Annotated in this window: 20 protein-coding genes; 9 read left to right on the top strand and 11 right to left on the bottom strand. The window is 49.2% G+C overall.

The genetic code is table 11. The features are described from left to right. Nucleotides 1-61: 61 nt before the first annotated feature. The 6 genes from AC0J20_RS03405 to AC0J20_RS03430 form a co-directional block, all read right to left on the bottom strand. Complete coding sequence (locus AC0J20_RS03405; RefSeq protein ID WP_229530491.1) at nt 62-964, bottom strand: ABC transporter permease; 903 nt, start codon at nt 962-964, stop codon at nt 62-64. A 252-nt stretch (nt 965-1216) separates the two neighbouring features. Continuing rightward, nucleotides 1217-2545, bottom strand: coding sequence for a CmpA/NrtA family ABC transporter substrate-binding protein (locus AC0J20_RS03410; protein WP_473020611.1), 1329 nt, complete (start codon nt 2543-2545; stop codon nt 1217-1219). Between the two features lie 322 nt (nt 2546-2867). Then, complete coding sequence (locus AC0J20_RS03415; protein WP_473020612.1) at nt 2868-3938, bottom strand: CmpA/NrtA family ABC transporter substrate-binding protein; 1071 nt, start codon at nt 3936-3938, stop codon at nt 2868-2870. 9 nt (nt 3939-3947) lie between these two features. Further along, complete coding sequence (locus AC0J20_RS03420; RefSeq protein ID WP_229530356.1) at nt 3948-4550, bottom strand: ANTAR domain-containing response regulator; 603 nt, start codon at nt 4548-4550, stop codon at nt 3948-3950. A 168-nt stretch (nt 4551-4718) separates the two neighbouring features. Beyond that, complete coding sequence (mobA, locus tag AC0J20_RS03425; RefSeq protein WP_473020613.1) at nt 4719-5297, bottom strand: molybdenum cofactor guanylyltransferase; 579 nt, start codon at nt 5295-5297, stop codon at nt 4719-4721. Beyond that, a complete protein-coding gene (locus tag AC0J20_RS03430; protein WP_473020615.1) occupies nt 5294-5803 on the bottom strand; it encodes a GNAT family N-acetyltransferase in 510 nt (169 codons plus the stop codon). The genes mobA and AC0J20_RS03430 overlap by 4 nt, the downstream gene beginning before the upstream one ends. 33 nt (nt 5804-5836) lie before the next feature. Here AC0J20_RS03430 and AC0J20_RS03435 point away from each other — a divergent pair, with 33 nt between their 5' ends. The 4 genes from AC0J20_RS03435 to AC0J20_RS03450 all read left to right on the top strand — a co-directional run bounded on the left by AC0J20_RS03435 (nt 5837) and on the right by AC0J20_RS03450 (nt 8225). Then, entirely contained in the window at nt 5837-6571 is a 735-nt protein-coding gene (locus AC0J20_RS03435) for a sulfite exporter TauE/SafE family protein (protein WP_473020616.1), read from the top strand. A 3-nt stretch (nt 6572-6574) separates the two neighbouring features. Beyond that, complete coding sequence (locus AC0J20_RS03440) at nt 6575-7144, top strand: nucleotidyltransferase family protein (protein WP_473020617.1); 570 nt, start codon at nt 6575-6577, stop codon at nt 7142-7144. After that, nucleotides 7125-7703: a YdcF family protein gene (locus tag AC0J20_RS03445; protein ID WP_473020618.1), complete on the top strand. Its 579-nt coding sequence runs from the start codon at nt 7125-7127 to the stop codon at nt 7701-7703. The genes AC0J20_RS03440 and AC0J20_RS03445 overlap by 20 nt, the downstream gene beginning before the upstream one ends. A gap of 120 nt (nt 7704-7823) precedes the next feature. Then, on the top strand, nt 7824-8225 hold the full coding sequence (locus AC0J20_RS03450; RefSeq protein ID WP_473020619.1) for a group II truncated hemoglobin: 402 nt from the start codon (nt 7824-7826) through the stop codon (nt 8223-8225). Nucleotides 8226-8322: 97 nt separating this feature from the next. Here AC0J20_RS03450 and AC0J20_RS03455 read toward each other — a convergent pair whose 3' ends face one another. Continuing rightward, nucleotides 8323-10230 carry a M1 family metallopeptidase gene (locus tag AC0J20_RS03455; protein ID WP_473020620.1) on the bottom strand — a complete coding sequence of 636 codons (1908 nt, stop codon included), beginning with the start codon at nt 10228-10230 and terminating at the stop codon, nt 8323-8325. A 147-nt stretch (nt 10231-10377) separates the two neighbouring features. Between AC0J20_RS03455 and rssA the strand changes: the two genes are divergently transcribed. Beyond that, the gene (gene rssA, locus AC0J20_RS03460; protein WP_229530364.1) at nt 10378-11340 is read left to right on the top strand and encodes a patatin-like phospholipase RssA; all 963 of its coding nucleotides are present in this window, start codon (nt 10378-10380) and stop codon (nt 11338-11340) included. On the opposite strand, the gene AC0J20_RS03465 is transcribed toward rssA, so the two are convergent. Both AC0J20_RS03465 and AC0J20_RS03470 read right to left on the bottom strand, forming a co-directional pair. Further along, nucleotides 11337-11756: a GNAT family N-acetyltransferase gene (locus AC0J20_RS03465; RefSeq protein WP_473020621.1), complete on the bottom strand. Its 420-nt coding sequence runs from the start codon at nt 11754-11756 to the stop codon at nt 11337-11339. The two genes, rssA and AC0J20_RS03465, sit on opposite strands and share 4 nt — an antisense overlap. A 51-nt stretch (nt 11757-11807) precedes the next feature. Then, the gene (locus AC0J20_RS03470; RefSeq protein WP_473020622.1) at nt 11808-12491 is read right to left on the bottom strand and encodes a DUF3299 domain-containing protein; all 684 of its coding nucleotides are present in this window, start codon (nt 12489-12491) and stop codon (nt 11808-11810) included. Nucleotides 12492-12620: 129 nt separating this feature from the next. On the opposite strand from AC0J20_RS03470, the gene AC0J20_RS03475 reads away from it, so the two are divergent. From AC0J20_RS03475 to AC0J20_RS03490, 4 genes are all read left to right on the top strand, one after another. After that, nucleotides 12621-13724: a CobW family GTP-binding protein gene (locus AC0J20_RS03475; protein WP_473020623.1), complete on the top strand. Its 1104-nt coding sequence runs from the start codon at nt 12621-12623 to the stop codon at nt 13722-13724. A gap of 6 nt (nt 13725-13730) precedes the next feature. Further along, a complete protein-coding gene (locus AC0J20_RS03480) occupies nt 13731-14438 on the top strand; it encodes an ABC transporter ATP-binding protein (RefSeq protein WP_473020624.1) in 708 nt (235 codons plus the stop codon). Continuing rightward, nucleotides 14435-15679, top strand: coding sequence for an ABC transporter permease (locus AC0J20_RS03485; RefSeq protein WP_473020625.1), 1245 nt, complete (start codon nt 14435-14437; stop codon nt 15677-15679). Before AC0J20_RS03480 ends, AC0J20_RS03485 begins: the two co-directional genes overlap by 4 nt. A 78-nt stretch (nt 15680-15757) precedes the next feature. Further along, nucleotides 15758-16483, top strand: a complete 726-nt coding sequence (locus tag AC0J20_RS03490; RefSeq protein WP_473020626.1) for a hypothetical protein — start codon at nt 15758-15760, stop codon at nt 16481-16483. Nucleotides 16484-16486: 3 nt separating this feature from the next. Here the strand turns inward: AC0J20_RS03490 and AC0J20_RS03495 are convergent, their stop codons facing one another. Next, a complete protein-coding gene (locus AC0J20_RS03495) occupies nt 16487-16759 on the bottom strand; it encodes a TMEM165/GDT1 family protein (protein WP_229530371.1) in 273 nt (90 codons plus the stop codon). Between the two features lie 24 nt (nt 16760-16783). Next, a complete protein-coding gene (dcm, locus tag AC0J20_RS03500; protein ID WP_473020627.1) occupies nt 16784-18145 on the bottom strand; it encodes a DNA (cytosine-5-)-methyltransferase in 1362 nt (453 codons plus the stop codon). Nucleotides 18146-18173: the final 28 nt, after the last annotated feature.

The raw sequence follows: 18173 nt of genomic DNA on the forward strand, positions 1-18173 counted from the left end.
TTTAGCGTTAAATTTTGCAGGCAGCAGCGTTTGTTTGTTCTGGCTACCGCGCTACCAGGTGTTATCTCAGATTGATGGACTTGTCCCAGCTGACCTTGCGCTGCAACATCAGCATCAGTCGATCCAGGAAAAAGCCGATAGCCCCGATAACCAGCACAGCCACCATAATGCGGGCTAATGAATCAGAGCTGCCGTTCTGGAACTCATCCCAGACGAACTTGCCAAGGCCCGGGTTTTGCGCCAGCATTTCTGCGGCAATCAACACCATCCAGCCAATGCCCAGAGACAGGCGTAAACCGGTAAAAATCATAGGAATAGAAGCAGGTAAAACAATTTTCACGACATGCGACAAGGCGTTCAGACGCAACACTTTGCTGACGTTTACCAGATCACCAGGAATACCCGATACACCTACCGCGGTGTTGATCAGGGTGGGCCACAAACAGCACAGGGCGACCGTGAAAGCGGAGGTTAAAAAAGACTTTGAAAACAGCGGGTCATCGCTAACGTACACCGCGCTCACCACCATCGTCACCAGCGGCAACCAGGCCAGTGGTGATACCGGTTTAAACAGCTGAATTAACGGGTTGATGGCGGCATAAGCGGATTTACTTAAACCGCATAAGATACCCACCGGAACCGCTACCAACGAAGCGATAAAAAAGCCCACAGACACAGTGTATAAGCTGGTCCAGATTTGCTCGAAAAAAGTCGGGGCACCGGTATAAGGTCTGATTTTGGGCTGATAATCAGGGTCTGCCGCGACACGCCGGGCGTTGCGTTCTTCCTGGCGCTCATAAAAGGCTTCCGCTTTTTGCTGTTCGGCCTGATGCTCTTGCCAGAGATTCACGCTCTGTTGGTAAACCTGCACCGGGCCGGGAAACTGGCCCAGTGAGGTATCAATATTTTTAGCGGCGATGTTCCAGAAAACCAGAAACAAGGTCAGGCCGATCAACGGCAACATCGCGCTTCTTAAAGCGGCCAGCCAGGCACTATTGGCCAGTGGCGCAGGTAATTTCAGGAATGTCACTTTTTGCAATGCTGCAGTTCGGTTCATGACAATACTCCGGGGTGTAAGTTTACGGGTTAATCAAAAAACAGAATCCATATCTGTCCGGGTTACTAGTCGTTCTCAATAGTTCTGTAAAAAATGTACTTCCCTGTACTTAAGGTCCAAAAACAACCACATGCTCTTTTTCGAGACACGAAGTCGGGGTCAAATTTTGTCGTCCGCTTTCAGGCCAATGGCAAACTTCTGTAGGTAGGCATTGGGCGCTTTACCGTCGTATGTAATGTTGTCGATAAAGTGAGTTTGCGGGTCGCGGAAACCATCTTCGGTTGCAAAGTCCGGGAATCCTGCCGGTGTGGCATATCCTTCCTTGATCAGATCTTTGGCCGCGGCTTCATAAATGTCAGGACGATAGACCTGCTCGGCGATATCGAAGTACCACTGATCCGGTTTTTGCTCACTGATCTGGCCCCAGCGGCGCATTTGCGTGAGATACCAGATGGCATCTGAGTAATAGGGGTAAGTCGCGTGATAGCGGAAGAACACATTGAAATCCGGGATCTCGCGCTTGTCGCCTTTCTCAAATTCAAAGGTGCCGGTCATACTGTTGGCAATGACGTCGGCATCAGCGCCTACGTATTGCGGTTTCGCCAGTATTTTTACCGCTTCAGGACGGTTGGCGTTGTTGTTTTCATCCAGCCACATTGCGGCACGGATCAACGCTTTTACCACACGCTTATGGGTATTGGGGTTTTGTTCAGCCCATTCTTTACTGACGCCAAACACTTTTTCCGGGTTGTCTTTCCAGATTTGATAATCGGTGATCACCGGTACGCCGATACCTTTAAATACCGCCTGCTGGTTCCAGGGTTCGCCAACGCAGTAACCATAAATGGTGCCGGCTTCCATCGTGGCGGGCATTTGCGGTGGTGGAGTAACTGACAACAACGCCTGAGCATCGATCTGACCACTGATGTCGCCTTTGTGTGGCGCGTAAAAACCCGGATGGATATTGCCGGCTGCCAGCCAGTATCTCAGCTCGTAATTGTGAGTAGATACCGGAAATACCATGCCCATATTGAAAGGTTTACCTTTGGCAATATAAGAATCCACCACAGGTTTCAGGGCATCGGCTTTAATGGGGTGAACAGGTTTGCCATTCTCATGGGGAATGTGCTGCTTCATCTGCGCCCAGATATCGTTAGACACCGTAATACCGTTGCCATTGAGATCCATGCTGAAGGCCGTCACTATATGAGACTGGGTACCAAAACCAATGGTGGCACCTAACGGCTGACCGGCCAGCATATGCGCACCGTCCAGCTGACCGTCTATCACCCGGTCCAGTAACACTTTCCAGTTGGCCTGCGCTTCCAGGGTAACGTAAAGACCTTCATCTTCGAAATAACCCTTTTCATAGGCAATGGCCAGCGGTGCCATATCGGTCAATTTGATAAAGCCAAACTTCAACTCTTCTTTTTCCGGCCAATCCCCATCTGCAAAAACCGCAGTCGACAGCAATGTTACGGAAGACATTGCAACGCATATCGAGCGTTTAAATTTCTTTATCCAATGTGTGCTTAACATCTCGTGTCCTCTTTTTTTAGCCAAAAAAAAACCCACAGCGCGAATTTCTCAAAGAAATTCGTTCTGCGGGCTACTTTGCCTGGCAAACAGCGATTCACACCTGGAATAGCTGTTTGCGATATTTTAGGAGTGGATTGTTATTATTCTTATCACTCTGACTTTAGCTTTGCATTCTTAATGCCAAAATTTATAACTGTTATATTTCAAGTACTTACATTTTTGCGATTCATTCAGCCGCGTTATTCAGAGATCCTTTTAGTGCATTTGGGCACTACCTCGGTGCATCATCATAACGTTCGGTGGTATACACCTGACGGATCACCTGGTGCAGATCCGTATCCCTGGGTAAATGCTGGCTACGCTGCATTTGCTGCAATAACCATATTCCTTGTTCCGGTGTGGGTTGATTGAGTTTTTGCGGCACCTGAAACAAGGTGTGGCCCTTGATCTCACGGCAATCCACGCCCTCGGTGGTCAGACAGCTGTCCAGCAATGCCGGTGCTACACTGTCCAGACTGCTACCTACGTATTCGGGTTCAGCCAACCAACGGGCGGCTTCAAAGCGATTAGGTTTCGTAGCTAACCACTGACAGGCCTTTTTCAGTGCATCAATCACCGCGAAAAGGGTTTGCGGATGCTGTGCCTGCCATGCTCTGGTAAGCCCCAGTACTTTTTCCGGTGTGTTGTGCCATATTTCACAGGATGCGATTACCGTTGCCCCTATGCCCGCCCTGACTGCCGCCGCATTCCAGGGACTACCCACACAAAATCCGTCAATTTCATTTTCTGCTAAGGCCTGCACCATCCCCGAAGGCGGGATAATGCGAATATCCACATCGTCAGCGGATAATCCGCCCTGCTGCAACCAGGAAACCAGTTGATAGTAATGACAGCTGTATGGGAAAACGGCCGCGAAACAGAGTTTTTTCTGCCCCTTACTACGCCGTTCTTTGGCGATAATGCTAAGCCGTTGGGCGCTCAGAGGTTCCGATAACAATTGCGCCGCACTCTCATCTCCGGCTTGCTGTACTTCAGCAAATAAGGCATTGGACAAGGTGATCCCGTTGCCGTTGTAACTCAGGATCATCGGTACTGTCATGTCCTGAGCGCTGCTCCCCAAACCAAGATGCATAGCCAGCGGCATAGGTGCCAGCATTTGCGCCATATCCAGATAACCGGCCAGGAGTTTGTCCCGCAGGGTTGCCCAGGAATTTTGTCTGACTAACTGCACATTGAGATTATTTTGTTGAAAAAATCCCAGTTTTTCTGCCACCACCAGGGGGGCACAATCGCTTAACGGCATAAAACCAATGCTGATATCTGTTTTTTCTGGTGTGAACATATCCCCGCCTTATACCGACAACGTCGTAATGATATCAATCATGTTTTTCGCGACCTGGTCCATACGTAAACCATTGTCCATGGCCATTTTGCGTATAACCTGGTAGGCCTCTTTCTCACTCAAATTACGATTCTCCATTAACAAGCCTTTGGCTTTTTCGATGATTTTTCGGGATGCTAATTCCTGTTGGGTTTCCTGCAATTGATTGCGCAACGACTGCATTTGCTGAAAACGCGCCACCGCTGCATCCATAATGGCCCGTACCCTTGTCGTACTGACATCTCGTGCCACATAAGCACTGACACCACTGTGTACCGACTGGTTAATGGTGTTGGTATCTTCCTGCTCGGAAAACATCACAATGGGCTTAGGATTAAAACTATTCAGAGTATGTAATGAATCCAGGATATCCCGACTGGGGGATTCGATATCAATGATAATGACATCCGGTTGCAGGGTATCCACCTGCTTTAACAAGGATACCTCAGCACCGAGCATGTGTTTGACCTGATAACGGGACTTGTCCAGCGCAGCAGAGAGCTCCGTTGCCCGCTGTGGGTCGTCATCAATAAGCAACACACATAGAGGTTGTGAATGATCGTCTTGAGCCATGGAAAAATGGGTACTTGCTACGGGTTAATTGCACTAAGGTGATTATTAGCAACTCCCACGCCAGATAGTTTTTTCAATAGATATCATAAGGTTAGCAATAGACCGCCACCCTGACTTTGACATCAAATGCACCAATATGGAGCAAAAAAGCTGTCACAGGTCAGCCCATCAGTTTGCGCCAAGCGATTTTAAACACTCGCGCCATTGCTCAGGATCATTGGCATTTTTACAGGCATTGGCATCCTCTATATTCTGCGGTACAGCCTGCAAAGCCTGTAGGAGCCGCCATATTGAAGGCGATTCGTCAGCACTTAACCATGCAGAGATTAACTGCTTCGCCTGGTCACTTTGGAATACAAATAAAGGCAGGCATTGTTCATGAAAATAACAACTATGTTGTTTTTGCTGGCCGTATTGCACCAGTTGCCGAAGATATACAGGCGTCATCAGGGGCATATCCACCGGCAGGATCAACAGTGGTAAATGGCTGTTATTGCACAACGCGGCGTGAATACCCGATAACGGCCCACGATCCGGGAAGGGTTCGACCAGTTTCTGTGCTCCGGACACCGAACTGTGGTTGAGGTAAACCTCACCTGCACCAGCGGACAACAACTGCTGTCGGGCATGTTCCAGCAAAGTGATTCTTCCGGGGAGAGTTAACTGCGCTTTATCCTGGCCCATACGGGACGAGCGTCCACCAGCCAGTACCAAACCATTAAACCGGTTACTTATTGAGTCATTCATGGTTTGTTCCGCCTGCCTGAAGATACAAATCGCGACATACCAGCGCCGATCCCTTTGGCAGGTCGGCACTGATAACCAAAAGGTTGATAAAAGCCCTCTTTGCCCTCTGCGGATAGTAAACCGACAGTGCTACCTGGTTGTGTGTTTTTGTCCAGCCAGCTTTCTATTTGCTGCATCATTCGCTGCCCTATACCCTGATTTTGAAAACCAGGGTGCACCATCACATCCTGAACATAAAAATACATAACACCGTCACCTATAACGCGGGCAAAGCCCACCAGGCGATGTTGATGGCGAACGCTGATGGCAAACAGAGACTGATCCAGCGAGCTTTGTGTTTGCACTTCTGTCATGCAACGCCAGCCAATCATTTCTCGCAGCGCGTTAAACTCCGCCGGGGTTGGCAATGCTGCTGAGATGGCTAAATCTTCGGCCTGAGTGTTTAACATAAACGAAAAAATTTTGAGACAGGTATCCATAATGTAACTGAAAAAGCGTAAGATCAATGCATTCTCCGCTTCCCTTCTAAAGAATAACTTATGCCCCTGGAATTCGATTACATCTGGCTGATTTGTGCGCTGGCACTGTTTTTAGGTTGTGTTGTTCAGGCCGCTATTGGCTTTGGCATGGCCATTGTTGCGGCACCTATACTGGTGGTCATGCAACCCCAATGGGTGCCTTACATTCTGACCGTAACCGCGCTGGTTGTCAGTGCCAGTAATGCCTGGCAACAGAGAAACGCCATTCAATGGCGTACTATGACAGCACCGTTTATCAGCCGGATCCCAGGTACGGTATTGGGTACCTGGTTATTAATAGTAATGTCTGTCGCGACACTGCAAATTACGGTAGCCACTATGGTGTTACTGACTGTGGTTGTATCCCTGTGGTTGAAACCCTTTCCCGCCAATGCCAAAAATTTGGGGATTGCGGGTTTTGTATCGGGTGTGGCAGGTACCACCACCAGCATTGGCGGTCCACCCATGGCGCTGGTAATGCAACACGGTGATGCCAGAACCATTAGGGCAAATTTATCGATCTTCTTTGTCTACAGTTGTGTGATCAGTCTGGTGGGTTATCAGGTTACCGGCCTGATGACGACAACTACCTGGCTAATCAGCCTCACTATGGTGCCTTTTGCGTTACTGGGTTTCTGGACGGGCAAACACCTGCAGCGCTTTGTAGATAACAGTTTCAGGCCGATTCTGTTGACCTTGTGTTCTCTGTCGGCCAGTTTCGCACTGGTGAATGCACTACTCAAAAGCACCGCATAGAGTATGACGGAAACTGAAGCGCAGGAGACAATCAGCCGGTGGCTATTGCAGGACAAATTCAGAATGCAGGTGCTTGAGGCTGTGCGGGAATTAGCGCTACCACAGGCTTATATTGCTGCGGGGTTCTTGCGCAACCTGGTTTGGGATCGGTTGCATCAAAAAAGTTTTTCAGCCCTTAATGATATTGACATTATTTATTTTGATACTGACCACAGTTTCAGTGAGAGTCAGGCGAAAATGCATTTACAAAAGCAGTTTGTGCAGATGGAGTGGGATGTAAAAAATCAGGCCAGAATGCATAAAAAACACGGCCACGCTCCCTATTCAGGATGTGCTGAGGCGATGTCCAACTGGCCGGAAAAAGAAACCGCCATTGCGGTGCGACTGAATAAAAATCAGCAGCCTGAGTTTGTGGCTCCCTGGGGTCTGGCATTGTTATTTGACGCCTGTATCACCTGGAATGACAAACGCCCTCTGTCACTGTTTAAAGACCGTGTTACCGCCAAAGCCTGGTTAACACAATGGCCAAAACTCACCCTGCGAATTAATGGCAATGACCCAGCATCAACCTGAATTGCACCATTTTCAGAGCGATGTTATCACCCTGGTATTAGGTTACAAAAACACCGCCCAGGGTGAGCTACTGCCTGTTATGCAACAACGAGCCAAACAGGCTCTGCGAATTGCACAGCAATTTAACACTCCCATCCTGTGTACCGGTGGTTGGGGAGAAAAGTTCAATCAGCACCCCTGCGCTCACGCCAGCCATGTGCAACGCTGGATGCAGCAACAAGGTGCCCCGGCTACACAGTTTCTGCCTTATGCCGCCAGTCGAAATACCTACGAAGACGGTAAACTCTGCGCTCAGGCGATACGCCTGTTTAACGTCAAAAAAGTGTACCTGGTGACTTCTGATTTCCACATCCAGCGAGGCTTTTTATGGCTTCGACATTTTAGTCCTCACATCGACATCATCTGCAAACCTTCAGAAACAGTGATCACTGAACCGTCGCGGAATACCCTTTACGCCCATGAACGCCAGGCCATTGCCCAGTTTTACCGGGATTTTCCCGATACTCCTGCGGTGGAAACCCTTTACGACTGGTCATCTTTGGGATTGCCTGTCAGTTAAGTTACGTTCTGCAGACAACCCAAATACCCCAAACTCTGACAGTGCCCATCCCGTGTTTATTTCCGCGTCAGTTTAATTCGGCGCTATAATGCCGCCAGTTTCAGCCTCAGGAGCTTAAATTTGCTCAACAAATTATTCAAAAAAAAGCCAGTCAGCGCTTATCAAGCCATAGGCGGAGAACAGGGCACACGGCAACTTGCAAACCGGTTTTACGATATTATGGAGTCAGATCCCGTCGCAGCCGAGTTACTGGCATTGCACCCTAAGCCAATGGATAAGCTTCGGCAGAAATTTTTTGAATATTTAACCGGCTGGCTGGGTGGACCGCCACTGTACGAGTCTCAATATGGTCATCCGCGACTACGCGCCAGACATCTGCCATTTGCCGTCACAGAGCAAATGATTGAACAATGGTTGTACTGCTTCAACAAAGCGCTAAAAGAGGTAGTCAGTGACGACCAGGTGCGGGAAGCCATCCGCCAACCCATCACGCAACTAGCTCACCACATGAGAAACACCTGATATCAAGGGGTAGTCATTTCAAAGGGGCATAATCTCAAGGGGTCAGAGTGCCTGAAAGCGTTTCAGCAACTCCGCCCCTGAAATTATTTCCTGAAACTTACTGCACGTAAGCTTCGTTGGCTTTTACGGTGAGCGGGTGGTAGCCCGCTTTGGCCACATCAAAGGCCTTTTTCGCAAAGGCTTTACCTTCCGGTGTTTCTGCCAAGGCTTTGTAAAGGGGCTTTACCAACTTATTGCGCCCGATGCTGGTGAGGTAATCGTATAATCTGTCCCAGGCCACTTTGTAATCGTTGTTGATCGCGTGCAGCAACCAACTGTGGGCGATTTCGTTGTTCTGATGGCCGGTAAAATTGAACGCCGCATCCAGTTCCGACATTTGTTCTATGCTCATAGCGGGCAGCTTATCTACAAAATACTTCCACTGATGGTAGTTCCAGTTTTTGGTGTCGATGTCTCCGGCTCTCAACTCGCCCTGCAACCAGGCATCGCGGGCTTCATCCACAATGGCAAAGGCATCAGAGCTGGCACCGGGTGCGCCTTCTGGAATACCAGGCTGGAAAATCCATTGCAGAATACGCTCTTTATTGAGTTCCTGCGGATACTGAGCTAACAGAGTGTCATCCAGATAATCAATAAACTGCTCTGTGGTGATGCTCTGGAAAGCAAAGTGTTCGAAATAGCCCAGCAGAAAAGCATCAAAGTTCTCACGGCCGATTTTAGTCTCCAGTTCCCTGAGGAACAAAGCGCCCTTTTCATAGGGAATGTTGCTAAACACGTCATCGGCATCACGACCGCGTAAGTCGATAGCTAAAATTTGATCTTTCTCCGGTAAACTGGCGATGTCAGCGGCTAAATCCTGCGCGCCTAACACCAGTTCCATGTTGTAGCGGTCAGTGCCGTATATAAATTCCATAATGCGGTAGGTTAGATAGGTGGTAAAACCTTCATTTAACCAGAGGTCCCGCCAGGTGGCATTGGTAATGGTATTACCCGACCAGGAATGGGCTAACTCATGGGCAATCAGCGCCACCAGGGATTTATCACCTGCAATCACCGTCGGGGTAATGAATGACAATCTGGGATTTTCCATGCCACCAAACGGGAAAGACGGAGGCAGGATCAGCAGGTCATATCGCCCCCAGCTATAGTCGCCATAGCGTTTTTCCGTCTCTATCAGCATGTTTTCGGTGTCTTCAAACTCGTTTGCCGCACGCTCCAGCCAACTGGCCTCGGCATAAACGCCGGTGCGCTCTCCCATGGCTTTAAACTGTAAATCACCCACCGCCAGTGCTATCAGATAAGAGGGGATAGGTTGCGGCATAGTGAATTCATACACGCCGTCCCTTTCAGTATTCGGATCATTGGCAGCACTCATAACAGCCAACAACTCTTTGGGGGTGCGAATAATTGCATCGTAGGTCACTCTGGCTTTGGGCGTGTCCTGTAACGGAATAAAGCTACGCGCATGAATCGCCTGTGCCTGGGTGAACAAAAATGGCTGTTGTTTACCGGCGGTTTGCTGCGGCGTTAACCATTGCACGCCTGAGGCGTCTGGTGAGGTTTCATAAGCTACGGTAATCTTCCGGGCTTTTTTCGGGACGGTGATCAATAACCCGGTACCCAGATGAGGATCGGGTTCCATCAGGATATAGGGCACGTCTTTGCCATCTGCAGTCACTGACAATATGGTGAGATCGCGGGTATCTAAAATTAATCGTTTCTTTTCCGGATTAACCCGTGTGATTTCCAGCTCAGCGGTACCGGCCAGTACTTTGCGTTCAAAGTCGACGGTTAAATCCAGTGAAATATGCGAGACTTTGATCTCTTCGGGGTTGGCCAGGGAGTGATAATCCTTACCTACTTTTATACCGTCAGGCGCCGCTTTTTTGAGCAACGGCTGTTCAGTGGTTACGGGAGTTTCCCTGGTCGCTGCAGTTTCATCATTTTTGCTGCAGGAGGCCAGAGCCAACAACATAAATAGCGAAATAAGTGCTTGTTTTTTCATCGTTAATCCTCAAGCTAAATGGACCTAATAAAAGCAGGCTACATACTGCGTCAAAGCGGGTCCGGGTACAACAAAATTTCGTAAAAAAACCTTTAAAATCGCCACAAAAACCGCAATGATGAGTAGTGTTAAATCGGGAGTAGTGCAATGAAGTTAGGCTTAGTTTTAGGTAGTGGTGCAGCCAGAGGCTGGGCACATATCGGCATAATCAACCGCCTGAAAGAAATTGGTTTTGAGCCTCACATTGTAACCGGCAGTTCCATTGGCGCACTGGTTGGCGCAGCACTGGCCAGCGGAAAGCTGGCAGAGCTGCAGGAATGGGTTAAAAGTCTGGATAACTGGCAGGTATTTAGCCTGCTGGACTGGGGTCTTGGTCAGGGCGGCCTGATCAGTGGCGAAAAGGTTTTCGAAAAGGTTACAGAAACCATCGGCGACGTAAACTTCGAGGATTTAAACTTGCCTTTTGGCGCGGTAGCGACTGACTTATTTACCGGACGGGAAACCTGGTTAACTCAGGGTTCGCTAAAACATGCCCTGCGCTGCTCCTGCGCCATTCCGGGTATCCTGGCGCCGTACGAATATGAGGGGCGCTGGATGGTCGATGGTGCCACGGTTAATCCGGTACCCGTTTCACTGTGTAAAGCCATGGGCGCGGATTTTGTAATAGCGGTAGATTTAAATTCAGACAAGTCCAATCTGGGAGCGAAAAATCAGGAAAAAGTACTCCCTCAGGCCGAAGCCGAAGAGTTGCCCAGCGAACCGGAAAAACCGCTGGATTACGTGGCCAAGCCGGGTTCGGACAGAAATCACTTTGACAAACTGTTGTTGTCGGGCAAAAACTACCTGCAGCAACTGAAAGAACGCAAACAGGTAAAAGCCCGTACCCCCGATGTATTCGCTGTGATGTCGGGGTGTATCGATATTATGCAGGATCGCATCACCCGCTCACAATTGGCGGGCGATCCCCCGGATCTGGTGATCCAACCAAAGCTGTCGGACTACGGCATTATGGATTTTGACAAGGCTGAAGCCCTGATAAAAATCGGGGAAGAATGTGTCGACCTGTACCGCCCCATCCTGCAGTACAAACTGGAGCACATCAGCGTTTAGTCAGCCCCTAAACGCTGCTCCCTATCCAGTACCCAGCAGCGTTCGTTGTGTTGATAACCTATGTGCTGGTAATAGTCTTTGGCCGCTGGTGCGGCCAGCAGAATGATTTTGCATTTGGGTCCCAGGCGTTGCTGCGTCAACTGTTGCAACTTCAGCCCTATGCCTTCACCCTGAAATGATTTGTGCACCGCTAAATCCGACAAATAACAACAATAGTGAAAATCAGTTACAGAGCGGGCAATACCAACCAGTTTTTGCTCATGCCAGGCGCTGATGATCAGATTGCTGTTTTCCAGCATCCCTTTCAGGCAGGCATAATCTTCCACCGGACGGCGTTCCGCCAGCGTAGAGTCATGCAGTAATTGGCGAAAATCTTCCGGCTTAACGTTTTCGTTAATTTCATATTGAATATGCATAAAGTGGTTCTTATCTGCTCTCTGTACTTCGCTGAGATCGGCTCAGGTGTGTCAAAAACGATGCTCTCTGGCATCGTCGGCCTGTTCAGCATACGGATTAATAGTCATAACTTCCATACTCCAGGCGGAAGTTCCCAGTGGATCTTCAAACAACTCGGCGTTCAGGGTGCCTGAGAATAAATAGGGCTTGTCCAACGCCGGTAACGCAATAGCGTTGGGCAGTTGAACATAAAACATCTGATTGGGTGGCGGTGGTGGAAAGTGCAGACAGGCACCAAAGTAAGGCACCACAAAAAAGCTCCTGACTTGCTGCCCGTCGACTTCCAGCGGCACCAAAAAACCCGGAATACTCACATTCTGTTGCGCCATTGCCCGATTGATTTGATAGCCATCCAGTCCCTGCCAGGTTTGTGCTTTGAGTACCGATGCCAGCAGGCGCTGCTCTTCGCTGATGCCGGAAGATTCGGTTTGACCCGGCGTTAACAAAGCCGCGGTATTGCGTTGTAGCTGCTGCAGCAAGAATTTATCTTCTTCGCCCATCAGGTCCTGCCAGCCGATAGCGGTGGGCTGCAAGGAGTTCTCTACATGATACAGAACAGCATCATGGTGAAACCACAACCTGAATGCCATGTTTGATAACCCATAACCCGTCGCAGCGAAACACACGATCACCACCAGCAGTGTGATGTGGCGGCTGAATTTAGCCCTTTTCAGGGAGGTTAGATTTAAAGACATAAAGCTGTATTTATTGAAAAAACCTGACCAATATTTCTGATATATGTTTCTGATGAATGTTGCCAACAAAGGTTACTGATCAACGTACCTGACAACCGTCCGACGCCGCGGAGGCACAACTATTGTTTAATGTACGGTTACAATATAACATTACTGCAAATTTCACAAACGCCCAGAACCGTGACTGCCAGAATTTCATCACCCATTCCCACCCATCTCATTACCGGCTTTTTAGGTGTCGGCAAAACCACCTTAATTAAGCATCTTTTGGAACACAAACCCAGGAATGAAAAATGGGCCATACTGGTCAATGAGTTTGGCGAAATAGGAATAGACGGGCAGTTACTCAGCGGCCCACAAGATCAGCAAAAGGGCATTTTTATCAAAGAGGTACCCGGCGGGTGTATGTGCTGCACTTCGGGCTTACCCATGCAAATTGCGCTGGCTATGCTCATCAGCCAAAGTAAACCGGATCGCCTGTTCATCGAACCCACCGGATTAGGTCATCCAAACGAAGTAATCAGCGAACTGCAGAAGCCCCACAACCGCGAAGTCATTGACCTCAAAGCCGTAATGACGATGTTTGATGCCCGCAAGCTGGTGCAACCCCGTTACCATGACCATCACATCTTTCGCGAACAACTGGAAATCGCCGACATACTGGTAGCCGCTAAGGCGGATTTATACACAGAGCAAGATAAAGTCGACATGCTACACACCCTGGAAAAGTTGGGGCTGCAGGACAAACCCCGGCACTTTTCAGTACAGGGCAACTTGCCAGTTGCGCTACTGGAGACCAACCGCAATAGCGCACCGGCTAACGAAGAAGCCCATCATCACCATCACGCAGACGCGCCGGCGACACCCGCCTGGCAAACCCAACTGGAACAGGATGGTTGTGCCTATACCCAACAAACCCGCTCCGGTTTTATCACCGAAGGCTGGATCTATGACAAAAGTCACATCTTTGATTTTACTCAGATTTTTACACTCCTCAATGGCATCAATCCGGAACGGCTCAAAGGGGTATTTATCACAGAACGCGGCATTTTTGGCTTTAACAAAACCGATGGCATTTTAAGTTGCATTGAGCTCAGTGAAAGTGACGATTCACGCCTGGAGATTATCTACCCGGCATCCTCTGAGAGCGGGACCGATACAGATGACAAGGCCAGCTCAGTGTGGCACTCTGCCCTGGACATCAATAAAGCAATAAGAACTCGTTTAAGCTAGGCGTTAATGACACAACACAACCCCGACTACCTGTTACAAATGCGCGATGTGACCTTTCGTTATCAGGCCACTTCCGAGGCGGACTTGCTGGCAATTGCGCAGTGGGATCTGCGCGTTGGACAAAAAGTATTTTTATACGGCCCCTCAGGCAGCGGTAAAAGTACCCTGCTCAATCTGTTGGCAGGTACGTTAAAGCCGCAACAGGGCAGTATCCGGATATTAAACCAGGACATCACCTTGTTGTCAGCTCGCAAACGGGACAAATTCAGAGCTCAAAATATCGGCGTGGTTTTTCAGCAATTTAACCTTATTCCTTATCTGAGCGTGGCGCAAAACATCGCGGCAGCCGCCTGGTTGGCAGGCAATACCCGCGCCGATCTCAGCCACCGGATTGCCCAAACCGTCAGTCAGTTACAACTGCCGACAACCATACTGGCACAACAGGCTTCGCAGCTGAGTGTCGGGCAACAACAGCGGGTAGCGATAGCCCGTGCATTGATCAACAACCCCAGATTAATGATCGTGGATGAACCCACATCGGCACTGGATTCAGATGCCAGAGACAGTTTTATGCAGCTGTTACTGCAGGTTTGCGAGCAGGCAAACAGCACGTTGGTTTTTGTCAGCCATGACCAAAGCCTCAGTCAGTATTTTGACGAGCGGGTATCACTGGCCAGTCTCAATCAGGCCATACCAGCCAAGGCGGAACAATGATCCTGAGTATTGCAAGCGGAAGCCTGAAAAGCCGAAAAAGCTCCGTCATTCTGACCATAATCTCCCTGGTGGTGAGTATCAGTCTGCTGCTGAGTGTGGAGCACATCCGCAGCGAAGCAAAAGACAGCTTTGGGCGCACGGTATCGGGGGTAGACTTAATCGTGGGCGCGAGAACCGGGCAACTTAATTTGTTGCTCTATTCGGTATTTCGGGTGGGCAATGCCACCAACAATATAGACTGGGCCACCTTTGAAAAAATACAGGCTGACGAGCAGGTAAAATGGGCCATTCCGGTTTCGCTGGGGGATTCCCACAAAGGTTACCGGGTGATGGGTACCAGTAGCGATTATTTTAAGCATTTCCGTTATGGTCAAAAGCAGCTGCTGGACTTTCAGCAGGGTGAAGCCTTCGGTGACATTCTGCAAACGGTGATAGGCGCAGAAGTGGCGCAAAAGCTGGGATATCAGGTTGGCGATAGCATCACCCTGTCTCATGGTGTGGGCGGCGTCAGCTTTAGTAATCACGATGAAGCCCCGTTTGTGGTTACCGGAATACTAAAAGCCACCGGAACACCGGTAGATCAAACGGTACACGTCAGTCTGGAATCGCTGGAACTGGTGCATTTGCCCGCCGCTCATATCGCCAGGTATGTCAGCGATCCACAAGCCGCACTGAACCAAAATCCGTTGCAACCTAAAACCATTACGGCCTTCTTTTTGGGCTTAAACTCAAAATTTGCCACCTTTGGTGTGCAACGCAGCATCAATAACTATCGGGGTGAACCTTTACTGGCCATTTTACCCGGTGTTGCCCTGGCTGAATTGTGGCAAATGCTGGGAACGGTGGAAAACCTGCTGCGGGTTATCTCGGTGTTAATTTTAATTTCCTCTTTGTTCGGCTTAGCGACGATGTTATTAGCCTCAATGCGTGAGCGTCACCGGGAAATTGCCGTACTTCGGGCCATAGGCGCGGGGCCTGGCTTGCTGTTTGTGCTTATTCAGGCTGAGGCTCTGTTGGTGTCCGCAGTTGCCACACTGCTGTCGTTTTTATTGGTGTGGCTCACCCTGGTGGTAAGCAACGAATGGCTGAGTACCTATTACGGTTTATTCATCAGCACCGACTTATTAACTCAGGACGCAATGCTTATCGCTCTTATGGTTGTAATCGCCACCAGTATCGTGGCCTGTATTCCGGCTATCGGGGCTTACCGGCGGGCACTGCACTCTGGTCTGAATCAATAGCAGGGAAAAATCCGGATAATAAAACTGGCATTTTTATCGCTCTGTACGACACTGTAGTCAGACCGTCGGGAGTTATCCGTGAGAAAGTTACTGCTTTTAATCTTGCCATTTTCGCTGTTTTGCCATGCGCAGCAGCTCATCGTGGCTACCGATATCTGGCCCAAATATACCTCCGAGCAAAGTGATGGCTTATATGAGGAATTACTCAGGCGGGTCTTTCCGGACTTCGAGATGCGTTTTGTGTATGCCGATTACGCCCGCACCAAAGCCATGGTCGTTAATGGCAGTGCCGATATCTGGTTGGGTGCCTATAAAAACGAAGAGCAGTACATCAGTACACCGCAAGAGGCCATGGATGCCGACTTTATCTACGCTATCTACCTCAGCGCCAGGTACCAGGCCCGGGGACCGGATTTTTTTGACGCCCCCGCCGCCTGGTTAACCGATTATTTATACGACCGCTACTTCCCACAATATCGATTGCAGGGTTATGAAGTGAATGACGCGACTACCGCATTCAGGTTGCTAAAAGCCGAAAAGGTGCGCTTTATTTTGGGGGATAACTCTGAAATGCAGCAACTCATGGCCGCAGAAAACATTCAAAATACCGGCTTTAGTTGGCAAAAGTTCGGGGATCTTCCGCTGTATCCTGCCTTTAGTAAGCAAAACATACATTTTGCCCAATTGATGACAATTTGGGACGAAGCACTGCGTGATCTGAAGCAAAACGGTCAGTTGGAAGCCCTGTATCACAAGCATGGGGTGCGCTCAGAGTACCCCTTTACCTCAACCGCCGGGCAATAACCTTCAGGCAGTGTAAAGGGTGTACAGACCAATTAATATAAAACCTACACCCGCGATATATTGCAGATATTTGGGATTGAGGTATTCACTCAACAGTGTACCGGCCAAAACACCTATGGCGGAAGCCACAATCAACGCCGCTGAAGCTGCCAGAAACACGGTGTATTTACTCACGGCCTTGTCTGCGGCAAACAACATAGTCGCCAACTGGGTTTTATCCCCCAGCTCCGCAATAAACACCGAAGCAAAAATCGTGAAGAAGATTTTCCAGTCCATTAATATTCCTATGGTTCCTAAAAATTATGCCACTGATTGAATATCCTGGCAGGCAGTGGCGAGTTTAATGCGCGACGCCATCAGCTTAGCTACCGCAGCAAAAACCGGAACCACCACAGAATTGCCAAACTGTTTATATGCCTGAGTATCAGAAACCGGGATTCTGAACTCATCTTTACCGGGAGCAGAAAATCCCATCAGGCGGGCGCATTCTACCGGGGTTAATCTGCGAGGGCGAGTATTTCCCATGAGTTGTGCTTCAAATGATCGGTTCAGATCCCAACCTCGGTCCACCAGAATCTCAGAGCCGTCCTTATAATAACGGGCTGACAGGGTTCTGGCCACACTGTGCTCATTCACCAGACCAAAGCCAAAACCATTGCCTTTGGCTTTGTGTTTTTGTGCATATTGGTACAAGTATTCCCATAGCTTTGGAGTGAGTATGTATTTACTATCAACATCTTTATCCAGCAACTGCCCAAGGCTAATCTGGGTGTCCGGGAAAAACTGGTTTATGCCTGCTAGGCTAAAGTCCTGATGCAAATTAAGGTCGCGGCGAAAACCCACCAATACGATCCGTTCCCGGTGTTGCGGCAGAAAGTGTCTGGCGTCGATGATTTTCGGATCTTTGCCGGAAAACGCCTTATCCGCCACTTCATAGCCCAGTTCATCCAGCGTTTGCAGGATAATTTTAAAGGTCTTGCCTTTATCGTGACTTTTCAGGTTTTTCACATTTTCCAGCACAAAAGCCGCCGGTTGTTTTGCCGCGATGATTCTGGCTACATCGAAAAACAAAGTCCCCTGAGTCTGACACTCAAAACCATGAGCCTTGCCCAGGGCATTTTTCTTGGAAACACCCGCCAGTGAAAAGGGCTGGCAGGGGAATCCCGCCAACAACACATTGTGTTGCGGGATCTGCTCATCGATGTGCCGGTAAGCATCCTGCTCACTAACATCATCCCGCCGGGATAAAGTCACTGAGCGAATATCGTCATTGAAAACGTGATTGTCTGGATCGCAGTGATGATTTGCTTTGTAGGTTCGTTGTGCAAACTTATTCCACTCGCTGGTAAACACACACAATCCACCAATATCCTCAAAGCCTTTTCGGATACCCCCGATACCGGCAAACAAATCGATAAAGCGAAATTGGGCATTCTCTGAGGTGACTTTGGATTGCGGTAATAATGCCTGTAAATGCAGATATTCATGATGGGTCAATGTAGGCGTGGCTTTGCCCTTCAACCACCGATTGATGGTTTCTCTGGCCCACTTGCCCGGAGAATACTGGTTGAGATAGCCAGCCAGTTGTTTTTGATCGTAGCTTTCCAGTAATTTACTGATGAGTGCAATATCGCTGAGTTGCGCCTGAGAGGTAGAAGACAATGTCGTTTTTCTTATGTGTCAAAAGTGT

The organism is Planctobacterium sp. R6 (assembly GCF_055755215.1).

Excerpts from the sequence above, each read along its gene's own strand:
- AC0J20_RS03485 (WP_473020625.1), top strand. The coding sequence starts at position 14,435 with ATGATCCTGAGTATTGCAAGCGGAAGCCTGAAAAGCCGAAAAAGCTCC.
- AC0J20_RS03435 (WP_473020616.1), top strand. The coding sequence starts at position 5,837 with ATGCCCCTGGAATTCGATTACATCTGGCTGATTTGTGCGCTGGCACTG.
- AC0J20_RS03475 (WP_473020623.1), top strand. The coding sequence starts at position 12,621 with ATGTACGGTTACAATATAACATTACTGCAAATTTCACAAACGCCCAGA.
- AC0J20_RS03465 (WP_473020621.1), bottom strand. The coding sequence starts at position 11,756 with ATGCATATTCAATATGAAATTAACGAAAACGTTAAGCCGGAAGATTTT.
- AC0J20_RS03480 (WP_473020624.1), top strand. The coding sequence starts at position 13,731 with ATGACACAACACAACCCCGACTACCTGTTACAAATGCGCGATGTGACC.
- mobA (WP_473020613.1), bottom strand. The coding sequence starts at position 5,297 with ATGAATGACTCAATAAGTAACCGGTTTAATGGTTTGGTACTGGCTGGT.
- AC0J20_RS03420 (WP_229530356.1), bottom strand. The coding sequence starts at position 4,550 with ATGGCTCAAGACGATCATTCACAACCTCTATGTGTGTTGCTTATTGAT.
- AC0J20_RS03410 (WP_473020611.1), bottom strand. The coding sequence starts at position 2,545 with ATGTCTTCCGTAACATTGCTGTCGACTGCGGTTTTTGCAGATGGGGAT.
- rssA (WP_229530364.1), top strand. The coding sequence starts at position 10,378 with ATGAAGTTAGGCTTAGTTTTAGGTAGTGGTGCAGCCAGAGGCTGGGCA.
- AC0J20_RS03470 (WP_473020622.1), bottom strand. The coding sequence starts at position 12,491 with ATGTCTTTAAATCTAACCTCCCTGAAAAGGGCTAAATTCAGCCGCCAC.
- AC0J20_RS03445 (WP_473020618.1), top strand. The coding sequence starts at position 7,125 with ATGACCCAGCATCAACCTGAATTGCACCATTTTCAGAGCGATGTTATC.
- AC0J20_RS03440 (WP_473020617.1), top strand. The coding sequence starts at position 6,575 with ATGACGGAAACTGAAGCGCAGGAGACAATCAGCCGGTGGCTATTGCAG.
- AC0J20_RS03405 (WP_229530491.1), bottom strand. The coding sequence starts at position 964 with ATGTTGCCGTTGATCGGCCTGACCTTGTTTCTGGTTTTCTGGAACATC.
- AC0J20_RS03455 (WP_473020620.1), bottom strand. The coding sequence starts at position 10,230 with ATGAAAAAACAAGCACTTATTTCGCTATTTATGTTGTTGGCTCTGGCC.
- AC0J20_RS03495 (WP_229530371.1), bottom strand. The coding sequence starts at position 16,759 with ATGGACTGGAAAATCTTCTTCACGATTTTTGCTTCGGTGTTTATTGCG.
- AC0J20_RS03415 (WP_473020612.1), bottom strand. The coding sequence starts at position 3,938 with ATGTTCACACCAGAAAAAACAGATATCAGCATTGGTTTTATGCCGTTA.